Genomic DNA, 20,781 nt, shown 5'->3' with positions numbered 1-20,781 from the left:
TGAAGGTGAGTAGAAAGGCTATTCAATGTTCCAAAGTTGAAAATTGATTTCTGTCATGAATATTTTGTATTCATATTGTTACATATTTATATAGTGCGCTGGCTCAAAAGTGAGACACTTGATATTTGTTTACTTTGGTGCATCGGTTCACATATTTGGATATATCGCTGTTGTGAATGCAATTAAGCTGTTTCAATTAGTTATCAAATTTGGTGTTTGGGCATATTCCTACCACAATCTATTAATAAACTTGTTGATTAGGTCGTGCATATCTCCTAATGGAATGGTGTATGGAAAGTTTATGATGAATGAATTTAAGATGCATAGGGACGAAAAGAGATGAGAAATCTGGGTTTTAAAAAGTTATTGCTCATGTCCATTATTGCACTGGTGGTTGTATCAGTGTCTGTTTCAAGTTACGTAGCTTATGTGAAGCAGGAAGAGACACTTGTGGAGTTAATTACCGCTTCAAACCAGAGCTATGTGAAAGGGCAAGCGCAGAAAATTGCCGACCAGCTTGGAGAGAAAGTTGGTGGTTTAGAGAAACTGGGTAAGCAATTTGAAAATAAGGAAATCACAGGTACATCTGATGACTTTATTGAGCTCACTCATATCATCGCTAATGCAACCAATCTAAACAGCTCCGTCGTTGCATTTACTAATGGTGATGCCTATTGGAACCAAGATGCCGCTACTTGGCCCAACCACAAGTTTGAGGGGGATGTCACCACCCGAGGATGGTATCAGGCAGGTCGACAGAGCTCGACAGCATCGATTACTGAACCTTATCAAGGTAGCGGCGGCGGGGAGTACTGGGTATCAATCGTACGTAAGACCCTGAGTGGTATGATTTCCGTCGATATGCAGCTGGGTTTTCTCAATGAGATTGCTAAGAGCGCCAATAGTATCCCAGGAGCGGTTGCTGTTATCTTGAATAGCGATACGACAATTTTGGCTTCTTCAATGGATAATGTTGAGGCAGGCAACAAGACTGACAAATATCCTTGGCTCAACACGGTAGCCAACAAAGCTATTGGTCAGACGGATGTGGTTTATGATGGTCACCAAGATGATCTTGAAAAACTGTTCTTTTCCCATGAAATCAATATCGCAGGTAAAAAGTGGTATTTTGTCGTCGGTCTGGACAAAGACATTGCATTTGCAGACCTGGCTTCCGCTAAGCAAGCTGCCATCCTGACCGCGGTGATTGCTACCATCATCAGTATCGTTGTCGCGCTGTTTGTCATGCAAATCCTTTATCGACCAATTCTGGTACTCAAAGAAACCATTGCTGGTTTGAGTGAAGGTAATGGTGATTTAACCCAGCGTATCACGGTCACGACCAATGACGACTTAGGTCAGATTTCAGAGGGTGTGAACAAGTTCATTGCAAGCTTACAATCAATGATGTTGGAGATTAGTGAAGCTACCAATCAACTCAATGGTAACGTAGACCGTATGCGGGATCAGAGTCAGCGTAACTCGTCTATTCTTCAAAGCCATGTTCAGGAAACGGAACAGGTGGTAACAGCAATAGAAGAAATGAACTCAACGGCAGAAGCCATGGCGACTGACGCTGCAAATACCGCTCAGCTCACTCATAAAGCTAATGAAGCGGGCTCTGCATCAAAAGTGACGGTGACGCAGGCACAGACTAACGTGCAGGATTTAGTGGATGATGTCAGTGTTGCATCTGAAAACGTGAATAAGATGGCTGCAGAGACCGATGGTATTAATACCATTTTGGGTGTCATTGGTGATATCGCAGAGCAGACCAACTTACTTGCACTGAATGCGGCGATTGAGGCGGCTCGTGCAGGTGAACAAGGCCGAGGTTTTGCGGTGGTTGCAGATGAAGTACGTAAACTGGCGAGTCGCACTAAAGACAGTACAGAAGAAATTGAGTCGGCGTTGGCCAGTCTCCTGCGAGGCAGTCAGTCGGTGGTAGATTCAATGGATTCGACCAAAGACAAATGTGGTCAGACAGCCGAAGGTGCGGGTGAAGTCGCTGAAAGTCTCGACGTAATGACAGATTTTGTCACGGAGATTAATGACCTGAGTACGCAAATCGCTACAGCAGCGGAAGAGCAAAGTAGTGTGACCCAAGAGTTGAGTCGTAATATGAGTGCAATTAACGATATTGTTGGTGAGTTGGACAGCAACGGCCAGCAAGCTTTGGAAGATGCACACAGTATTGCGGACATTAATGCGCATTTATCGAGTATCGTGAATCGATTTAAGCTGTCTTAAATAATGTTGTTTAATCAAGAGCCTTGCTAGTCGCGAGGCTCTTTTTTTTGGGGAAGCCTTTGCCATCCTAACAATGGGAAAAAAGTTACCTAAACCATTTTCTTCCTCTCCAGTTCATCCACTTAACACAGTCCTATGACTCAGAGGCTATATGCAGAGCTAGCGGCGCTCATCACGTTATCTAAAAGTCCAAATAAAAATAAAAAATAGTCACTATTTACCTTTTTTATTTATCTTGTTGATAGGATTCTCAACGTTCTGTGCCATACGAGGTCCAGACGCTTCTGTCGTCGTAGGAGTGATGATTTATCGAAGTGAGGTTGCGTTATCGGGAAGAATAATGGCGGTCTCAATCCATTTCTGGAGCAGACTATGGCAGAGTTTTTTTGGGGATTTAGCGGTGGCTGTATTGCCATGTATTTCTTGTTCGTTAAAGGGATGATTCAGGAGTTAAACCGCCTGACCCGACTTGCGTACGACCTACCATCTAAAAAATAAACAGAGCCTGTTTTTGACAGGCTCTTTTCATCTAGAACTAATAGGTTAACGTTGGATCAATGCACTGGAAAATCTGTCCGGTGCTACTGGCATCGTTTAACAACTGTTCGGCCAATCGAGCCACTTCTTCTCGGTAGATAAGGCCATGAACCTCACATGCCTGAGATAGTTCCCCCTTGCCTGTCTGCTCACCGTCTTTTAAGCCACCAGGTTGTAAGATGGTGTAATCCAGCTGGCTTGTAGTTAGCCAAGCCTCTGCGAGTGATTTTTCTCACACTGCAGCCCCGAAACCTTGCTTTGAACGCTCAGATAAGTATTGCCATGAATCACCACATCCAAGTGAAGTCACTAACAGGAATCGATGTAGACCGTGTGCTTCCATAGCATTGATCAAGTGACGATGACCAATGTAATCAACAGGCACATCTGCGCGAAAACTGCCCATTGAAGAGACAGACAGGGCACCCTGAGGCAATTGGCGTACGACACTGTCACTTGTTCCTGAACGGTGGCATCGCAACGACAAGTCTAGATGCTCAGTTGAGCAAGGCGAGGGTTTTTCTCTGGATTGCGGGTGATGCCAATCACTTGGTAATCTTGAGAGTGGAAATGTTCAGCCATCGCTGCCCCCAGCCCACTTGCGGCGCCCCAAATAACGATCGTTTGTATCTGTACCTTACCTGATAATGAAAATTAATCGCATTATGCAGTTTTCCGTACCTTAGACGATAGGTGAGTTCAAAAATAGAAGTAAAGTCACCATTGACCCGTCTATAGGTGAAGGCTTTAACCTTCCATTTTGTCCATTGAATGGAGGTTACTATGTTGTCAAGTCATACCCATTCCTCAGGTCGGTTGCAGTCATTGCGAAGCCGATTCTCATTGTTACCTAACATTTGGAAAGGAGTCCTGCTTGCACTCATCTCGACGGCGACTTTCACGGTTGTGGGCGTTATTGTCCGGATTCTGAGCGACACTATGGCGGTATTTCAGATTCTGTTGTTTCGCCAATTGGTGTTCGTCGTGCTACTTACCCCGGCAATCTGTAGCAATATTCAGGTATTGCTAAAGCCCAAAAGACTCAAATTACATACATTCCGTATTCTTGGCGCATTCACCGCTTTGTATCTCGGGTTTGTTACCGTAAGCAACATTCCTCTGGCAGACGCGACAGCATTAGGTTTTACCCAAGTTTTGTTTGTTGCTTGTATTTCAAGGTTATTCTTGGCCGAGAGTATTTCGGCATCACGCCTGTTTACGATTATGGTCGGGTTTATCGGCGTGATGCTGGTGGTGCAGCCGAGTTTTGAACAAGGATCATTACTCTATGTCGGGCTAGGTTTGGTCGGCGCGTTAGGGGCTGCTGTAGCGGTGGTGTGTGTTCGTAAAGTGGCGCAAGTCGAACCCAAGATCACTTTGCTGGCCTATCAGGCGATTTTTGTCGGCTTGATGGCATTGATCCCCAGCTTACGTAACTGGCAATGGCCTTCGGCTTCTGAATTTGGTTTGCTGATTTGTGTCGGTGTGTTGTCATCCTTTGCACAATGGATCGGGATTTCCGCCTACAAATATGGTGAGGCGAATGTGATTGCCAATGTGGAATACGCAAAAATCCTATACTCACTGCTGTTTGGCTACTGGTTGTTTGCTGAAATACCGAACTGGATGGCGATCGTTGGCGCCATGATCATCATAGCCAGCGCTATCTTACCTATGCTATATAAAAACAAAACGATTTCATAAGGTTGCTTATGTTGACTGTCACTCAATTAGCCAAAGCGTGTAATGTTTCCAGAACCACAGTGCTGTACTACGAACGTGTTGGCTTGCTGACGCCTGCCACTCGCTCAGACAATGGCTATCGTTGGTATGGGGAGAAAGAGCGTCGGCGTTTAGAAAGCATCATGTCTTACCGATCATTTGGCTTGCCGGTTCAGGACATTGAGCCGTTGCTGGACCGTAGTGATGAGCATAAACAAGAACAGACGTTGCGCGATCAGTTTACTGCCTTGGAACGCGAGATCCAGACATTGCGCCAGCAACAAAAAGCGATTTTAGCTCTCCTAGAGCAGCCGATTTTGTTTGACCAGAATTTGCTGACCAAAGAGCGCTGGGTCAACGTGCTTAGAAGTTCTGGCATGACTGAAGAAGATATGGCTAACTGGCATAAACAATTTGAACGAATGGAGCCTGATGCTCATCAGGAGTTCCTTGAATCGTTACAAATTGATGTTGACGAGATTGCAGAAATACGTGCAATGGCACGTGCCTAGGAGGAAGGTTGGACAAGAAATTCGAACCATGTTCAGAAGAGGATTTGATTAATCGAGCCATCGAGGTTATTCGCGCTAAGTCATCAACTGTGAATACATTGTGTCCATTTCCCGTCACGATTAACTTTCACCCTGATCGAATGACCAAAGAGGGGAGACCTATATTGTCCGCGATGGCGGAAGATGGCGTGCTCAAGTCTCAGTTTCAAACAGGCACCAGTAATGGTGGTTTGACCGCATTCCATGGGGGTGACCGTTGGAAGTGGGAGCAGCGTGTTTTTGAAGGCGTGTACGATCAGAGCTGCGATCATCTTCGTCCGAAATATGGCGCACTTCATTTCATCGAAAGCGTCGCTGGCGGCGCTCCTCGTTTTGGTTCTTCGTATTTCAGGCTGAAACCCCATGTTTTGGAACGCACCACTTTTTGTTATCCAGACAGTTTCTATGAGCCTGAAGACTTTGCTACTGCTGAGCAAGTCTCAACTCTGATTGCATTGGCAGAGGGTGACATCCCGGACGAGTTAGATCGCTATGTTGAAGCACATATCCATGGTGAAATCCGCATTGATAGAGACGTTGATGCCCTTGTACTCGACCCAATTTACCAAGGGACAAATATAGAGAAGCTGGCGAATGAGTTACCTTGTAAAATCGAGTGCCATGAAGGCTATCGAGCAGAGGTGGATGTTTTTTCTGCTTTTCCGGAATACCGCGGTGAGGAATTTATTGAATTGGCTAGGCAGATTGCCGTAAGTAACTTGATTACGCCTGATGTGCTGTCTCACGCTATTTATCAGCAAGGGTTTGACGAGCAAAATGTGAAAAAGGTGTGGCACTATCTTGCTCGTTTTGGCTATGGCGTAAGCGGCTCAATTTAATCCGTTTTGCTTAAAGGCATCGGTGTAAGCTTTATCTTCGCGCATAATATGCTGGCTTAACCAGTTTTTGAGAAAACTCATCAGCTCTTCACCTATGTCTTCTCCGCGCTCAACGCGTTTTTGAAACGCCAACACTTCATCGACGAGTTGAGCGTGTTTATCAATGTGTTCCTGTGTCTGCTCATAGCCAATCTGAGCAAACAGAGTTTCTTCATATTTAAAGTGGTTAGCCGTGTAATCGATCAAACCTTGTACGACGCGTTTGATCGAAGAGAGACCATAGTTGTGTTTGAGTAAGTAATACAGCTCATTAATCAAGTGCAGCAAGGTTTGATGTTGGCGGTTAATTTCATCCAGCCCAATATCGAGCTGCTCATTCCACTCCATCAGCTTGTCGCGTTTTGACTCTTCCTGCTGAATCTGAGTCTGATTGGTTTCGAATCGGTGCAGCAGTGAATCAATTTCCCCTGACAAGTTTCGTACTGTGATACTAGCTCGTAATGTTTCACGTGTTGACTGGACGTTATTGTCAGATTCTTGCGTGATTTGCTGCAAACAGCTGTCCAGGTCATGTGTTTGACTCAATTGCGTTTCTGATGAACGGGCTATCTGCTGGCCGTAAGAGCGGACTTCTTCAATTTGCAGATTTAGCGCCTTAAAAGACTGTTCAGCAGTTGAAGCTAACGCTAACGATTTGTCCATACTGGTTTTGTTTTCCTTCATAGTTTCAAGCACGTCATCGGTTTTTGCTTGCAGGTTGTTGATCTTACCCCGGATCTCTTCTGTTGCTTCCTGTGTTCGCATTGCCAGAGTTCGGACTTCATCAGCAACGACAGCAAAACCGCGCCCTTGTTCACCAGCACGTGCACTTTCAATGGCTGCGTTTAATGCCAGTAAGTTGGTTTGGTCTGCGATGCTGCTTATGGTTTCCATTACCTGGCTGATTTGAGTGGTTTCTTCCATGAGCGACTGGAAATGTTCATTGGAGTTTTCAATATGTTGGTTAGCACTGTTGAGTGCTTCCTCCAGCGCTACCATGTCGCGTGAACCCTGATCGGCTTTGAGTTTGGCTTCGTTCGCCAAATTTGCAGTTGATTCGCAATGTTCAGAGACTTGCTGAGTGATATCAGACAACTCATTGATGATGGTTTTAGCGCTGTCGACATCTTGCTTTTGACCAATGGCGCCGGCTTGCGATATTTCTGAGTCTTTCTGTACGGTATCTGCAACGTCCAGCAGCCTTGTAGTTGATTTACCAAGGGCATGAACGGTACGCGAGATATCTTCTCCGATGCGATTGACTGTCCGGGATAATGATCGCGCTTCGGGATCTTGTAGTGGAATACGTACCGTTAGATCCCCCTCAGAGAGCTGCCTAGCCGCATTTCGGACTTGGTTTAGCATCTGGCTTAAGGCATAAAACATAGCCAGCATCAGGCAATGATATAGCACGAGTGCTAATAGCCCGATCCACGCTTGTGCAAACATTAGATAGAGGGCTGCAGGTGAAACCAGAATGGAGAAAACGATTATCCACTGGATGGGATTAAACTGACTGAATTTTTCGGCAAGACTGTCAAACATGCACCAACTCCTTGGTGGTATATTCAATGTTCTACCTAATAAATTTAGGCCAAAGATCCAGATATCCCTACTTATAGGCGAGTATTTCCATATTTTCTGTCGATACAGCCTGAAATTCTCAGGCTGTATCATGGTGTTTTAGTTCTGAACGATGATTTCTGGCTCTATATCATCGTGCTTATTGAGCTGATGCATCGTTAACACTGCGCCTATCATAGAGACTGCCGCCAGCATGAAGCCATATTGAGTGATTCCGTAATGGCTTAGTAAGGCAATTGCTGTGTAGCTGACGCTCTGTATCATGGTCGCAAACATCTGCAATCCACCATCGGCTCGACCTCTCTGCTCGACCCTAATTGTGTGGTGCATCCAATTGGTTCGGGCAATGCGATTGAGAGCGTTAAATGAACCGAAAAACAGTGTGAATATCAATAAGTATGCTGGGTGAACAGAGAAGCTCATACCAATCAGCATCACGGACGCTATGGCCATTGAGTAGAGCATGGTGGACTGGTGAGATGCCAGATTAAGCAATTTGGCGACAAACAAACCTGTCATCAATGATCCTAAACCAAAGGCGATGTTGTAGCCTGCATACCAGTCTCCCGAGATCCCGACTTCTGAAAACCAGATTGGCACCAGTTTGCTTAAGAAGGTCAGGATCGGATAACTCAATGCTGAGAGTAACAAGAATGCGTAAAAGCGAGGCTGAGCAGTGAATATCTCCTTACTCTCTTTCATTTGGCCAATAAAGGATGTGGTTTTGTTCTGACGCAATTTCTGACGATATGGCGTCACTAGATAGCTTAACGTTGATAAGCCAGACGCTGCCGCGGCAAACGCCGCAAATTCGAGCATGCCCCAGATTTGCAGTAAGACAACGCCCAACGCACCAGCACCCAACGTAGTACCCTGTAGAATAATTTCCTGTTTGCCTGAAATCGCCGCGTACTCATGTGGGCCATAGTTTTCCTGTGTAAAAGCGTTGTTTGCAGTCCAAGCAAGGTTGCTTGAAACCCAGAAGACTAATTGTGCCGTAGCCAGCAACCAGTTTGATTCAATGCCTAGTCCGTAGGCCAACATGACGATGGCGGCTGTCGATGATTGTAAAATCTGAACCAGTACTAGCAGCGATTTTCTTGAATGCCTGTCGATGAGAGTGGAAAACAAAGGGGTCAGGAAAAAAGAAATTGCTGTACACGCTAAGGCGACCATAGCCACAAAAGGGCCCATGCCTGGCGTTTCCAGCATGACCCAAGGTAAAGCCATCATAAATAAACCGGAAGAAATTCCATCAAAGAAACGGCCACTCAAGTAGGGCATGGTTCTGTTTTTCATAATTAATTGCATTGTTATTCTCCACTGCAAGCCAACTTGGTGTTACTCTAAAACCTCAAGTTAACTTAAGGTAAAGCGCTTTTTTGTGTTTATTTAACTGAGATAGCCAGAAAGGAGGGAGAGGTATATGGAGATGACCGTCGGAGAGGTCGCAAAGCGTGCTGGGGTAAAAGTCTCTGCGTTGCATTTTTACGAGCAAAAGGGGCTTATTTTCAGTTGGCGGAATCAAGGTAACCAACGTCGCTATCACCGCAGTGTGTTACGTCGAATCGCTGTAATTAAAGCAGCGCAGGAAGTCGGACTGACATTGGAAGAGATTGCCCAGTCTCTGTCTCATTTACCTAAACATCAAGCACCCAATCGTCAGCAATGGGAGCGCATGGCATCAGGTTGGCATGATTTGCTGGATCATCGAATTCAACAGCTTAAAGCATTACAGGATGACCTTGGAGGCTGCATAGGCTGTGGTTGTTTATCGATGGAATCTTGTGCCATTTATAACCCACAGGACATCCGAGCTGAAACATTCAAAGGGAAAACAATGCTCACTAATCCCGAAGAATGGTCAGCCGAGGGACAGAGCGAAAGTCAATAATAGCGGTAAGGTTAGAATACTGAAGAAGTTGCCAAACAGTACCATGGATGCCACACGATTCGGCTCGATGTTAAATCGTTCTGCAAACATATAATTCATGACGGCAGGCGGTAGCATAGTAAACAGCACCATCATTTGTAACTGCATGGCTGGCAGAGGGATAAAGGTATAAATTACCCAGAAAGCAGCCGCACCCGTTGCCAGAGACTGAAGAGTGCAGAAAATCCCTACTCTAAGCCCGCTCAATCGCATATTACACATCTGTGCACCCAGTGAGAGTAGCATTACTGGCACTGCTGCTTGGCCAAGCAACGCCGTCGCTTCATAAAGTGGTTCCCACACACCGATCCCGCTCAGGTTAAGCACCATGGCGGCAAATGCAGCGAGAAAGACCGGCATACGAATGACTTGCTTAAAAGGGTTTCCTTCGCTTAGCAGCGCGAGTCCAAGACTAACGTGGATACAGGCTGAAACAACGAACAATAGCACTGCTGATGCCAAGGCTGTATCACCAAAGGTATAGGTAAAGAGTGGAATCGCCAGATTACCACTGTTACGAAACATGTGAGGGGGAGCCCATGCTTTATAGCGCAGGCCTGCAAGTTTACAGATGGGGATCATTAAAACCCCCGGCAAGAGTACCGCGATTAATGAAGCGCTAAGCAACGGGACTTGTTCGGTGTCCAACGGCATTGAGACTAATGACGAAAACACTAATGCTGGCGTAAACGCATCCATATTGATGCGATTGATTGGGCGAAAGTCAGGTTTGAGCCAGCGTCCAACAGAAAAACCGACTAAAACCAGCGCGAAGACCGGGAATAGAATCCCGATAACCTGCTCCAACATATTCGTCCTTGAATCCGATTGAGTACTTTAAGCAAAGTACCTGATAAATGGATAATTTAACGCGATGAGATTAACAAAAGCTTTGTTGCGTCCAGATGCTTTACTTCTGAGTGTATATGTCGGTTGAGATTCAATGCCTGAGCGAAGAGTTGCTCAGGCATTGAGGGATAATTACAGAGAAGGGTTTAGGATTGCTTGAGTGCGCTCAAATACATCAAGGCCTTGTTGTTTCAGCCAGTATGGAAGATCAATCAAGACCCAGTTTTCAGATAGTTTGTCACCGTCACGGTAATACACGTCAACCACCTGCATGTCAGCACGGATTTCACCACCTGTCATTCCAAGGAAGCCTCCAATTGGCGTATTGGAAAGATTTGGCCAACCGAAGAAGCAAGAGAAGTTACCTTCTGCGAATCGACAAACGTGGCCGTTGAACTTCTTGTCCTTCAAGTTATTGCGGAATGGCAACTGGTGCTGTTGTTGGTAACGCGGAATTGTGTAAGAAGCGCCAATACCACACGGACCATACCAAATCATGTCTTTTGACCAACTCTTTTCGAGAACTTCTGGTGGGCAACCCATAGCGCCGCTATCGTTCAGTGAAGACAGGTCATCGACCATTTTGTTAACCAAGTCGAGAGTCGCTTGGCCTTCTTCCAGTTGCGCATCGTCAAATAGCAGGCCGTCATGATTACGTGGCCCAGGATAAACAAAATGCTGACCAGTTGAAGGAGGAAGTGGGTAACAGCCAGCTTGATCCATCACGCCAAGCAGATCGAGGAACAAACCTGTTTTTGTGATCTTACCGTTTTCTACGCAGTTAAACTCAGCGTAGCGAACGTTCATGATCTTCCCTGTTGGGCGCATCCCGAGATACTCTGCATCGAATAGGCCCATAAAGTGCCCCATGCTCATTACCCAAATTTCATCTGGATTGATTTCGTTGTTACCGCCAATAAAAATATCCTGACGGCGCTGCATGCGTGTCATTGATTTCATCAACGGCGCCCAGAAAACCTCGGCGACAGCTTGAGCTCCTTCTTGCTCGCGGAAAGGGTAGACTCCGCGCCACAAGTAATCTTCTGAGGTATGTGCTTTTAGTACTTCTGCAACATTCTCATGAGTCGCGTTTTCCATTGCGTTGAAATAATCACGCACGATGCGTTTTGCTTCTTGATATTTAGCCATAATTTGCTCTCTTGATACGTCGAGCCAGATGTTGGAACAGGACTCGAAAAGTTTTTGGAACCGGCCTGCCCAGTGTTCAGGCCGGAAAATCTGACTCAGTTATGCTTGAGCGGCTTCCGCTCGTTTCTTCTTGTCGAATAAGCCACCTTTCAAGGTTTCTGGCAGTGATAGCCAGAGCAAGCCTGCGACAATCCATACAATCGGTGAGCCCCACATAGCAGTTTGTAGGTCGGTACGTTCCTGAATAAAGATCAATACCATTGGCGCCCACATGCCGATGATTCGACCACCATGGAACAGAGCAGCGCCGTAGCTGCGAAGGTGTGCAGGGAATAGCTCAGAGAAATAGCCACCCCATACTGCTGATGAAGATAAGCCGAAGTTGTAAATTAAACCGAGGATAGCCAGCATGTTCAGGCTCCCGATCATGACGTCACTCGGCGCAATGAAGAATACAGATGCCATCACGCCTGCGAGGATGAAGCCGAATGCGTTAACCTTTCGTCCATATTTGTCGGCGATTGCTCCCCAAACCCAGGCTCCAAATAGAGACCCAAAAGCAGAAATGGAGAAGATGACTCCGATAGTGGCTCCATCAAACTGACGAACTTCTTTCAGGTAAGTGGTTACGAAGCCGCTGAAGAATTGGAAACCATAGAAATTAAGGCCCGCCAACAAAATGCAGCTGATGGTCAAGGTTCGATAGGGTCTGCTGAGCATTTCACCCCAAGAACCTTGTTTAGCTGGAGTGGATGTGCCTGATTCAGAAACCTGCTCCTCTTCACCATAGGCGATGACCTTTTTGTCACTTGGTAGAACAAAAATCATCGCTAGTGCGGCGACTAATGGAGGGATACCGCCGACCCACATCAAGCTTTCCCATGGAGCATCAATGCTGGAAATGAACGCTGCATAAGCCCCCATCACCATCAGAGCGACTGAGAACATCGATGAAGCAAATGCCGTTAGCTTACCTCGAACCGTTGGGGTAAATAGGCCAATCATTAAGCTGACTGCCACCGTGAAGTAGCCACCCAACGATAATCCAATAATGAATCGCATCGCTGCCCAGGTTGTATAGTCGGTAAACATCATATTGATGATGGTGGCACCGCCGTTTAGAGCTGTGATGGTAATCAAAGTTGATTTTTTACCAAACTTGGTCGCAAACCAGGCACAGCTCAACGCCCCGATCAGCGCGCCTACTGACTGCCAGGTGTAGAATTGAGCAGTATCAGACAGGCTAATGCCGTCATAGGCTTCAACAATATATGGGCGTACGTAGTCAATAATTACAAAGTTATAACAATAGAAAAAGTATCCGACTAGTATCGCTAGATAGGCGGTGACCCTTTGAATTATAGGAACTTCGCTCATGTGTTTTTTCGAATTCATGACCGATAAACCTCTATTTTACTCGGTTTTTTAGTTTTGTAAGTCAGAATTAAAACGATCGTTCTCGGATCTGACCACTCTGTATTTCGCTGTGGATCATAGATTTTTTGCTGTGATTGGATCCGTGATCAAAATCAACTTTAAAATGAGTGCGTACCCATTTTGTTGTTTTTGGTGATCAAGATCGCCATTTTGAGTGTTCTAACAGTTAATGTGCGAAAAGTAATCAAATCAAGTGACAGTAATCACAGTAATGGTGAAGAAATGCCAGGTATCAGATCCTTTTAAGTATGATGAGTACGTGATTTACGGCACTATGCTATCAGGTGAAATCTAAAAATGGTTACGTACTCAAGCTTTGCAATTGTTGCTATTTATATATTTATAACCATACTGATCAGCTACTTAGTTAATAAACGTGGCCGTGCTGGTGGGGATTTTTCTACTGGAGATAAGCAGTTTGGTTGGTTTACTGCTGGGGTTTCGATTCTCGCGACTTACATTAGCGCAATGACGTTTGTAGGAATGCCAGGTTGGGTGTACAGCTCAGGTATGGAAGCGATGAGTATCCACCTCAACTATCCCATCGTAATTTTCTTTGCGGTTATTTTCTTTGTTCCAGTGTTCTATAAGCTCGGTCTGACCTCAATTTATGAGTATCTAGAGCTGCGCTTCGGTGTTTATGCCAGAACGATCAACTCAATGGTGTTTCTGATTGTTCAGTGTATTTCTGCTGGCGTGATCCTGTATGCCGTCGCCCTGATTCTTGTCCAGGTTCTGCCCGTTTCTATTTCCGAAGCTATTATCTATATCAGTCTTTTTACTGCTTGCTACACCTATGCGGGTGGTATATCAACAGTCATCTGGACAGACATGCTTCAATCTGTGGTGTTAGTAATTGGAAGTATTGCCATACTGGTTATCTTACTGATGGATATCAATACCGCAGAGCATCTTTCGAAGCAGCACCTCAATATTATCAATGCAGACTTTGATCTGGGTATTGATACAACGTTATGGGCAGGGGTGGTTGCTGTGAGCTTTTTACATTTAAGTGTTTATGGCACCAATCAGCTCATTATTCAAAGAACATTGGCAACCAAAAATGAACACACTGCGCAGAAGTCGATGCTGCTGTGTGGGTATGGCGCCTTTTTCATTTACCTCTTTTTTGCTTTGATCGGCGTATTGCTCAGTGTGTTTTATCAAGATCAAAGCTTTGATAATAGTAATGAAGTGATTCTAGATTTCGTTTTTAATCATACAAATCCAGTCGTCGTAGGTTTGATTATTTCGGCATTGGCTGCCGCTGCGATGTCGACGTTGGACTCTACTTACAACTCGATGGCAACAGTAGCTACATTCGATATCTATAAACGTTTTATTCAACGCGACGCAACAGCTCAGCACTACGAGTCAGTTGCACGTAAGATGAGCCTTCTTGCTGCGGCGATGGTCGTCGTGCCTGCGTTGCTGGCAGTATCCAATGAATCTGTTTTGAAAACTATTGCCAGCCTTACGTCCATTTTTGTTGGCATTCGACTAGGCTCTTTTGTGCTTGGTTTGTTTTGGTCTAGGTCGAACGAGATAGGGGTGATTGTAGGCAGTATTGCCAGTGTATTTGCCGTGTTTGCAGCAAGGTATGCAGAGGTGGCTTGGCCTTGGTTTGCGCCAATAGGCACTGTTGTTTTCTTAGTATTTGGCGTAATAGCGAGTCGATTCTGGGGGCGAATTACCTCTCAACAGGCGTCTTTTATTCGAAATCAAAAGCATCTTTTTGCAACGCCTAACATCAGCCATTATGGTTTGCTGCTGTTTGCCATCGTCTCTATTTCTGCTTGTCTAATTCTTCCTGACTGGCTTTATACTGCATTGTCCTAATGTTTAGATATCTTCAGACTGGTGCTGATTATCAGTGAGCAGAGGTTATTCGCAGAGCTGTTGATTTATAATGGTAATTGGTCAACTTAGTAGTATTCATTGTCCAACAACAGAACCTCCAGAGCGTTGCTGGATCCTTTTGTAGGACCACCCACCATCTCGTCATAGGCGCTTGTGTGCCGCAAGTATTGTTTAGTGACATTTAGCTTTGAACATTTCTTTTGCATTTCAACGACGGATAGAGCTTTCAGCATCAGCCCCTGCTCATCCGATACATAATATTCCTGCCCCTCTATAACGACAGATGCTTGATAGAGTGACAAATCCAGAGAATGAATGATCAATTTATCGATGAAGAAGAATTTCTCTAGCTTACTCAAACTCATTTTCATGGTGCTCACCAGTAATTATATAAAATAATTGATATTGCTATACAGATTGTTCGTACAAGTCTTTGATACGAGGAATCCTATGAAAAAGATTAACTTAGTCTGGTTGAAACGCGATCTGAGACTAACGGATCATGCGCCACTTAATGCAGCATTATGCTCTGATACTCCAACTCTGATTTTTTATCTGTTCGAACCAGACCTTCTAGCAAACGCACATTACTCCGAACGACATTGGCGTTTTGTATGGCAGTCACTCAGTGACATCAACGGCCATTTAGCACCTTTCAATGCCAAAGTGATGGTTGGTGGATGTGATGTACTGAGTTTTCTTGAAAAGATGGCGAAACAATTTCAGATCGAAGCTCTCTATTCGCACCAAGAAACTGGTCTAGACGTGACATTTCAGCGAGACAAACAGGTTTTGAAATGGTGTAAAGACCGCCAAATTAGTTGGTATGAGTTCGCTAATGGTGCTGTGGTAAGAGGTTGTAAGGAAAGAAAACATTGGGATAAGAATTGGCAGAGGGTGATGCGCGCACCGATCGAATCTAACGCATTGAGTGCTGGCGCTCTTCTTCCAAATCTCAACGATGATTTTGGCATTGTTTTCACTCCTCCTGAAGCATGGTTGAGTAAGGTGCCCGGTATTCAGACTGGGGGTGTCAAAGTCGGCTGGGCAACGTTGAATGACTTTTTTACTCGGAGGGTCAAGCACTACTATTTCTCTATCTCTAGCCCTTCGGCTTCCCGGGAGGCGTGCTCACGATTGTCGCCTTATTTGGCCTGGGGGAATTTGTCACTGCGTGAGGTGTATCAGTTTCTACTGAGTCACTGGAACGACAAAGGAATGAGAAGAAGCTTAATTGCATTCTCTTCACGACTGCATTGGCATTGTCACTTTATTCAAAAATTTGAGTCGGAGCATCAGATGGAATTCAGATGCGTCAATCGAGGCTATGAATCACTGATCCAACATTCAGCCAAGACAAACAACGATCATCTCACAGCATGGAAAGAGGGCAATACTGGCTATCCTTTGGTTGATGCTTGTATGAGATGCCTCGCGCATACTGGTTATCTGAACTTCAGGATGAGGGCGATGCTCGTCAGTTTTTTAACCCATCATTTGGCTCAAGATTGGCGTAACGGAGTCGCTCATCTCGCGTCTTTATTTCTGGACTTTGAACCTGGTATTCACTACGCGCAATTTCAAATGCAGTCCGGCGTTACAGGTATCAACACAATAAGAATCTATAACCCGACCAAGCAAGCAATTGACCATGATCCCGATGGAGTGTTCATTAAAAAATGGGTGCCAGAACTTAAAGACGTCCCGATTTCATTGCTTTTTGAACCTTGGAAGATGAGTGCAATGGAAGCGCTAATGTACGACATTGAAGGATCTAGCATTTACCTAAATCCCATCATTGATCTTGATACAGCAGGCAGGGAAGCGAGGGACAGACTTTGGGCATGGAAGAAGAAAGAAGACGTCGTTTTGGAAGCAAAAAGAATATTGTCCACTCATGTCAGAAGCAGTTGATCTAATGGGATAAATGAACCGTAAAAGTGGATTATATCTCTGTAATTCTTGGAGCACGTTATGTTGAAGCCAACCTTGATAGTGACTGCAATACTGTTTCTGATTCTTTCCTATTTAGCCGCTTAGCTGCGTGCCTGTTAATTCTGATGTCTTAAATGGTTTAGATAACGTTCAATGAAAGATAAAAATTTTACCAAATCTCAAATCACTGCCATGGATGAGCGAAAGAGAGCTAGGCTAATAAACAGTTTGTCGGGATTTAAAAGCGCCAACTTGATTGGAACCCAAGATAAATTCGGCAACAACAATCTCGCAATTGTCAGCTCTGTTGTGCATATAGGTTCTTCTCCTCCTCTTCTTGGTTTTGTCAGCAGACCAAACACCGTTGACAGGCACACTCTCGAGAATGTTTTGCAGTCTGGTTTTTTCTCTATTAACTCAGTCGAATCTGACATTGCAAGAGCAGCACATCAAACATCAGCACGGTACTCTAGAGCGCAGTCAGAGTTTGATGAAACAGGTTTAACACCGTATTTTTCTGAGTGTTTCCCCGCTCCATATGTGTTGGAGAGTAACTTAAAAATCGGTTTAAAGCTCAGTGAATACATTGATATCACTGCAAATAATACGTGCTTAATTATTGGAGAGGTGGAGGAAATCCTGATTCCGGATCAGTTTATCCAACCAGATGGATACGTCGACATCGAATCGATGGAAGCAGTCACAATCTCAGGACTGGATAGTTACCATGTAACTCAAAGGTTGTATCGACTGAGCTATGCAAAGCCCAATTTGTCGTTACATCCACTAACGTTAGAAGGGGATCCTTCTTCTTGGGCGGCTTTGAAATCGGAAACAGATTGAACAAATTCAATGATGTTATTAATACATCACTCAAAATAACATCGAAATTATATTCACCTTGTCAACTAATTAGTTAATAAGTATTAGATTGCTCCCATAAATGACTTTTATATAAGTTGTTAATATGTATAATCACCGCGTTTTATAACTAAATTGTCAGTTGTTGGAGTAACAATGTTTAGAAGCTCTATAGTTAGTGCTTTAGTACTAGTCGCACTAACTGGTTGTCAGAGCACAAGCACGTCTATACAAAAGGATGCGAATAACCTAAATAAACAGTTCGAGATTGATGTCAATAACACTACTTATAATATGGCGTTCGATAATTCTCAATCTATGGTGACATCTGTTGAGTATATTTCTCGTGAGCAATCAAAAGGGATATACACTAAAAAGGCGAAAAGTGGTCTGTGGTCGCAAGAGAAAGTTGAGCATCAAACTCAGCTATTAAATTCTCTTTATTCGAATGGTGCATTTATTGTACGAGTATACGGTGAAACAATTAACTCGGTTAGCCGCGATTTGTACAAAGTTAAATTAGTGCAAGATGGAAAAGTCGTACAGCGCGGTGTATTTGATGCTGTAGGGGATGTTCCAAATATGGATTACCCATCACGCCTGTGGCGTAACGATTCCAAACTTGCGACCAATGGTTTAGATACCAGTGAGCCTTTTGAAATCCAGGTAATTACTGGTGAAAACATCGAAAGGTATCATTATCAGCCGAATGTCAAAGGCTGATAAATAGCTTAAATTCTTGAGCACGGATGAATGTGCTCAAGAATGTTTCACTTCTTTTTACATCCCATACTGAAATGGCTTTCCTGCCTCCACCATATCCCGATGTATTGGCTTTAGTGCATGTGCATAAGCGGATAACAGCTTCATCGTGTACTCACTACGAACATGAAAGTTCACATCATTTACGCTCCCATCTGGATTGAACAGACTTTCCACGTTGCGAAAGATTAAGTGGTCCGGAATCAGGCACACGTGATTATTCTTACTGCCGGTTAAACGAAGCTCACTAATAGGATAAACCCCATTAACACTGGCCGAGATACTGACGGCTAAAGCAGGTTTGTGTGCCATCTCTTTAGCAGTCGATAGCATTAAAAAGTTCTTTAGAGCTGGTGTTGCCATACCGTGCCACTCTGGGGTGATGAAAACAAACGCATCACTGTCTTGTAGCTGGGTGGCAATCTTTCGCCAAGGAGCCCATTCCTCACTACCTGTCCATACGCCTTCATTCCATAACGGTAAATTGAGCTGGTGGAGATCGAGAATATCGATATTCGTAAAATCAGCCTCTGCCAGTGTCGATAAATAATGGGCTGCTTTTAGGCTTTGTGAGTCAGCACGCTGGCTGCCTGAGATAATGGTAAGTTTCATGCGAGTTCCTTTTTACTATTAATAAATGATGTGTTTGTTTTAGTTGCTGAATAGGTCGGGGCTGAGGCTGCCAGCAAAATTGAAACTAATACGCTTAAGGCACCGATAAGTTGAACCCAGGTCAGAGTCTGACCAAGGATCAAGTAACCGAGGACCACAGCAGATACACTGCTGAGAAAGCCAAGGAATGAGACAGACACTGTGCTGAGCTTTTCAATTCCACGGAACCAGAGTGAGTAGGCGAGCATGGCGCCAACAATTGCCAGATAGCTGTAACCGACAACATTTGTTAACGTGATTTGTTGCGGTAACCCCTCTGTACTGATGGCGACAGGGAGTAGCATCAGCCCTCCAAACAACAGTTGCCAGCCAGTGAAGCTCAGCAGGGACATGTTTGAAGGTCGCCCCCACTTTTTCGTTAACACCACGCCTAGCGCCATGCTAACGGTACCGAGCAGCCCCATGACAACTCCCGAGGTATTGAGTTGACCTGGGTTATTGACCACAAGCATGGCGATGCCACCTATCCCCAAACCACTAGCGATTATTTGCGTGAAAGTTAATGTGTTTCTCAACAAAAGCACGCTCAGTCCCATAACCAGAATAGGCTGGATGGACATAATCAGAGCTGCCATACCTCCGGGTAAGTATGTGGCAGCATAAAATAGGCAGTAGAAAAAAAATCCGATGTTGAGTAGGCCAAGTACGGCCAGTTTCGTCCACCAACTTCCATTTGGAATCGAGCGAGAAAACAACACCAATACTATCCCAGCAGGCAAAGCGCGCAGCATCGATGCTAACAAAGGGCTGTTGGCAGGCAGAAGTTCAGTGGTGACGATGTAAGTGCTTCCCCAGACCATAGGCGCTAATGCCGTAATGGCTAACGTCGCTATTCGTTGTGTGCGTGTCATTGGTGCCTCCTTTCGCTGTAGCCTATCTTTATAAAAAGTATCTCTCATGAAAGATACTTTTTATAAAGTAATGGTGATTTATCTTTTTATCAAGTATCTTTTTGAAAAGATAAATTAGTAGAGGGATGAGATATGCAAGATCCTGTCGACCACATCTTGAAGCAGTGGGGCGATGTGAAGCCTGAGTTGGATTGTTCTGACATGGGAATTGTCGGTAGACTGATGCGTGTTCATGGGCTCTGGCACAGTCAATTGGAACATGTGTTTAAGCAGCATCAACTGAGTATGTTGGAGTTTGATATTCTCGCGACATTAATGCGAAATCAGCAACCGCTGACCCCGACTGAAATGTACAAAACCCTGATGATTTCCTCAGGCGCTATGAGCACTCGGATTGAAAAGTTGGTTCAACGAGGCTTGGTTGAGCGATTAGCAAGTGGCGATGATAGACGCAGTTGTAAAGTAACGCTTACCCAGCAGGGCGCTCAATTAGTCGATGAGGCTTTAGCATCACACTTATCAAATATGAACGGAATGTTGAGCATGTTTGATGAACAAGAAAAAGCCCAGCTGGCTAATATGATGCGAAAAGTACTGCTCGCAAATCAGTGATTGATGGAAGTGAGGTGGTAGGGTAATCGCTACTTTGCCACCGATATCGCATGAATCAAAATTCCCTTTTGTTTACCTGACATCAGTTTGGGTTAAAGATCCAATTTCTTAACATTGAAACAGCTTGTTGTAATCCTACAGCGGTTGGTTTATTCGTCACTACAAAGTGTCAGATTTCTCACTGATTGCACATCATCTGAGTAATTTTTCGATCGTTTTCAGGGCTGTAATTGTGAGCCTGATTCTAAAATTTTTTCTCCTCCCCTCCGTCTACGCCTACTCAATCAGTTTTATAGGATGAGGAAATTAACTGTTTTAAAAATATAACGTTAGCTTGA

At 44.6% G+C, this 20,781-nt stretch carries 19 protein-coding genes and 1 pseudogene; 11 read left to right on the top strand and 9 right to left on the bottom strand.

The genetic code is table 11. From position 1 onward, the window contains the following. Positions 1–339: 339 nt before the first annotated feature. A complete protein-coding gene (locus VIC_RS17600; RefSeq protein WP_039952160.1) occupies positions 340–2,250 on the top strand; it encodes a methyl-accepting chemotaxis protein in 1,911 nt (636 codons plus the stop codon). A gap of 372 nt (positions 2,251–2,622) precedes the next feature. Continuing rightward, entirely contained in the window at positions 2,623–2,748 is a 126-nt protein-coding gene (locus tag VIC_RS27155; RefSeq protein ID WP_006961436.1) for a hypothetical protein, read from the top strand. A gap of 37 nt (positions 2,749–2,785) precedes the next feature. Here the strand turns inward: VIC_RS27155 and VIC_RS17595 are convergent. Continuing rightward, positions 2,786–3,417: pseudogene (locus VIC_RS17595) on the bottom strand (SDR family NAD(P)-dependent oxidoreductase). A 153-nt stretch (positions 3,418–3,570) separates the two neighbouring features. On the opposite strand from VIC_RS17595, the gene VIC_RS17590 reads away from it, so the two are divergent. From VIC_RS17590 to VIC_RS17580, 3 genes are read left to right on the top strand one after another with little or no spacing between them, the layout of a single operon-like run. Next, positions 3,571–4,491 (top strand): DMT family transporter, encoded by a 921-nt coding sequence (locus VIC_RS17590; RefSeq protein ID WP_236612187.1) that lies wholly within the window; start codon positions 3,571–3,573, stop codon positions 4,489–4,491. 8 nt (positions 4,492–4,499) lie between these two features. Beyond that, on the top strand, positions 4,500–5,021 hold the full coding sequence (locus VIC_RS17585) for a MerR family transcriptional regulator (protein WP_006961433.1): 522 nt from the start codon (positions 4,500–4,502) through the stop codon (positions 5,019–5,021). Positions 5,022–5,029: 8 nt separating this feature from the next. Next, positions 5,030–5,899, top strand: coding sequence for a DUF3626 domain-containing protein (locus tag VIC_RS17580; protein ID WP_050778634.1), 870 nt, complete (start codon positions 5,030–5,032; stop codon positions 5,897–5,899). Here the strand turns inward: VIC_RS17580 and VIC_RS17575 are convergent. Continuing rightward, entirely contained in the window at positions 5,891–7,483 is a 1,593-nt protein-coding gene (locus tag VIC_RS17575) for a bacteriohemerythrin (protein ID WP_006961431.1), read from the bottom strand. The two genes, VIC_RS17580 and VIC_RS17575, sit on opposite strands and share 9 nt — an antisense overlap. A gap of 138 nt (positions 7,484–7,621) precedes the next feature. Further along, the gene (locus tag VIC_RS17570) at positions 7,622–8,833 is read right to left on the bottom strand and encodes an MFS transporter (protein WP_006961430.1); all 1,212 of its coding nucleotides are present in this window, start codon (positions 8,831–8,833) and stop codon (positions 7,622–7,624) included. Positions 8,834–8,948: 115 nt separating this feature from the next. On the opposite strand from VIC_RS17570, the gene soxR reads away from it, so the two are divergent. Further along, positions 8,949–9,416, top strand: coding sequence for a redox-sensitive transcriptional activator SoxR (soxR, locus tag VIC_RS17565; RefSeq protein WP_006961429.1), 468 nt, complete (start codon positions 8,949–8,951; stop codon positions 9,414–9,416). On the opposite strand, the gene VIC_RS17560 is transcribed toward soxR, so the two are convergent. The 3 genes from VIC_RS17560 to VIC_RS17550 all read right to left on the bottom strand — a co-directional run bounded on the left by VIC_RS17560 (position 9,387) and on the right by VIC_RS17550 (position 12,848). Beyond that, positions 9,387–10,265 (bottom strand): AEC family transporter, encoded by an 879-nt coding sequence (locus VIC_RS17560; RefSeq protein ID WP_006961428.1) that lies wholly within the window; start codon positions 10,263–10,265, stop codon positions 9,387–9,389. The genes soxR and VIC_RS17560 overlap by 30 nt on opposite strands. A 171-nt stretch (positions 10,266–10,436) precedes the next feature. After that, positions 10,437–11,453, bottom strand: coding sequence for a nuclear transport factor 2 family protein (locus VIC_RS17555; protein WP_006961427.1), 1,017 nt, complete (start codon positions 11,451–11,453; stop codon positions 10,437–10,439). 99 nt (positions 11,454–11,552) lie between these two features. Then, a complete protein-coding gene (locus VIC_RS17550; protein ID WP_006961426.1) occupies positions 11,553–12,848 on the bottom strand; it encodes an MFS transporter in 1,296 nt (431 codons plus the stop codon). Positions 12,849–13,187: 339 nt separating this feature from the next. On the opposite strand from VIC_RS17550, the gene VIC_RS17545 reads away from it, so the two are divergent. Continuing rightward, positions 13,188–14,729, top strand: a complete 1,542-nt coding sequence (locus tag VIC_RS17545; RefSeq protein ID WP_006961425.1) for a sodium:solute symporter family protein — start codon at positions 13,188–13,190, stop codon at positions 14,727–14,729. Positions 14,730–14,815: 86 nt separating this feature from the next. Here the strand turns inward: VIC_RS17545 and VIC_RS17540 are convergent, their stop codons facing one another. Further along, on the bottom strand, positions 14,816–15,121 hold the full coding sequence (locus VIC_RS17540) for a DUF6482 family protein (protein ID WP_006961424.1): 306 nt from the start codon (positions 15,119–15,121) through the stop codon (positions 14,816–14,818). A gap of 79 nt (positions 15,122–15,200) precedes the next feature. On the opposite strand from VIC_RS17540, the gene VIC_RS17535 reads away from it, so the two are divergent. From VIC_RS17535 to VIC_RS17525, 3 genes are all read left to right on the top strand, one after another. Then, positions 15,201–16,664, top strand: a complete 1,464-nt coding sequence (locus VIC_RS17535; protein WP_006961423.1) for a cryptochrome/deoxyribodipyrimidine photo-lyase family protein — start codon at positions 15,201–15,203, stop codon at positions 16,662–16,664. Between the two features lie 174 nt (positions 16,665–16,838). Continuing rightward, complete coding sequence (locus VIC_RS17530; protein ID WP_006961421.1) at positions 16,839–17,528, top strand: flavin reductase family protein; 690 nt, start codon at positions 16,839–16,841, stop codon at positions 17,526–17,528. 174 nt (positions 17,529–17,702) lie between these two features. Next, positions 17,703–18,269 carry a hypothetical protein gene (locus VIC_RS17525; protein ID WP_039952158.1) on the top strand — a complete coding sequence of 189 codons (567 nt, stop codon included), beginning with the start codon at positions 17,703–17,705 and terminating at the stop codon, positions 18,267–18,269. A 57-nt stretch (positions 18,270–18,326) separates the two neighbouring features. Here the strand turns inward: VIC_RS17525 and VIC_RS17520 are convergent, their stop codons facing one another. Both VIC_RS17520 and VIC_RS17515 read right to left on the bottom strand, forming a co-directional pair. Continuing rightward, a complete protein-coding gene (locus tag VIC_RS17520; protein WP_006961419.1) occupies positions 18,327–18,920 on the bottom strand; it encodes an NADPH-dependent FMN reductase in 594 nt (197 codons plus the stop codon). Further along, on the bottom strand, positions 18,917–19,831 hold the full coding sequence (locus tag VIC_RS17515; protein ID WP_006961418.1) for an EamA family transporter: 915 nt from the start codon (positions 19,829–19,831) through the stop codon (positions 18,917–18,919). The genes VIC_RS17520 and VIC_RS17515 overlap by 4 nt, the downstream gene beginning before the upstream one ends. Positions 19,832–19,963: 132 nt before the next feature. On the opposite strand from VIC_RS17515, the gene VIC_RS17510 reads away from it, so the two are divergent. Beyond that, on the top strand, positions 19,964–20,443 hold the full coding sequence (locus VIC_RS17510; protein WP_006961417.1) for a MarR family winged helix-turn-helix transcriptional regulator: 480 nt from the start codon (positions 19,964–19,966) through the stop codon (positions 20,441–20,443). Positions 20,444–20,781: the final 338 nt, after the last annotated feature.

Source organism: Vibrio coralliilyticus ATCC BAA-450, assembly GCF_000176135.1.
GTDB lineage: Bacteria > Pseudomonadota > Gammaproteobacteria > Enterobacterales > Vibrionaceae > Vibrio > Vibrio coralliilyticus.
This window is presented reverse-complemented; position numbering and strand designations above follow the sequence as displayed.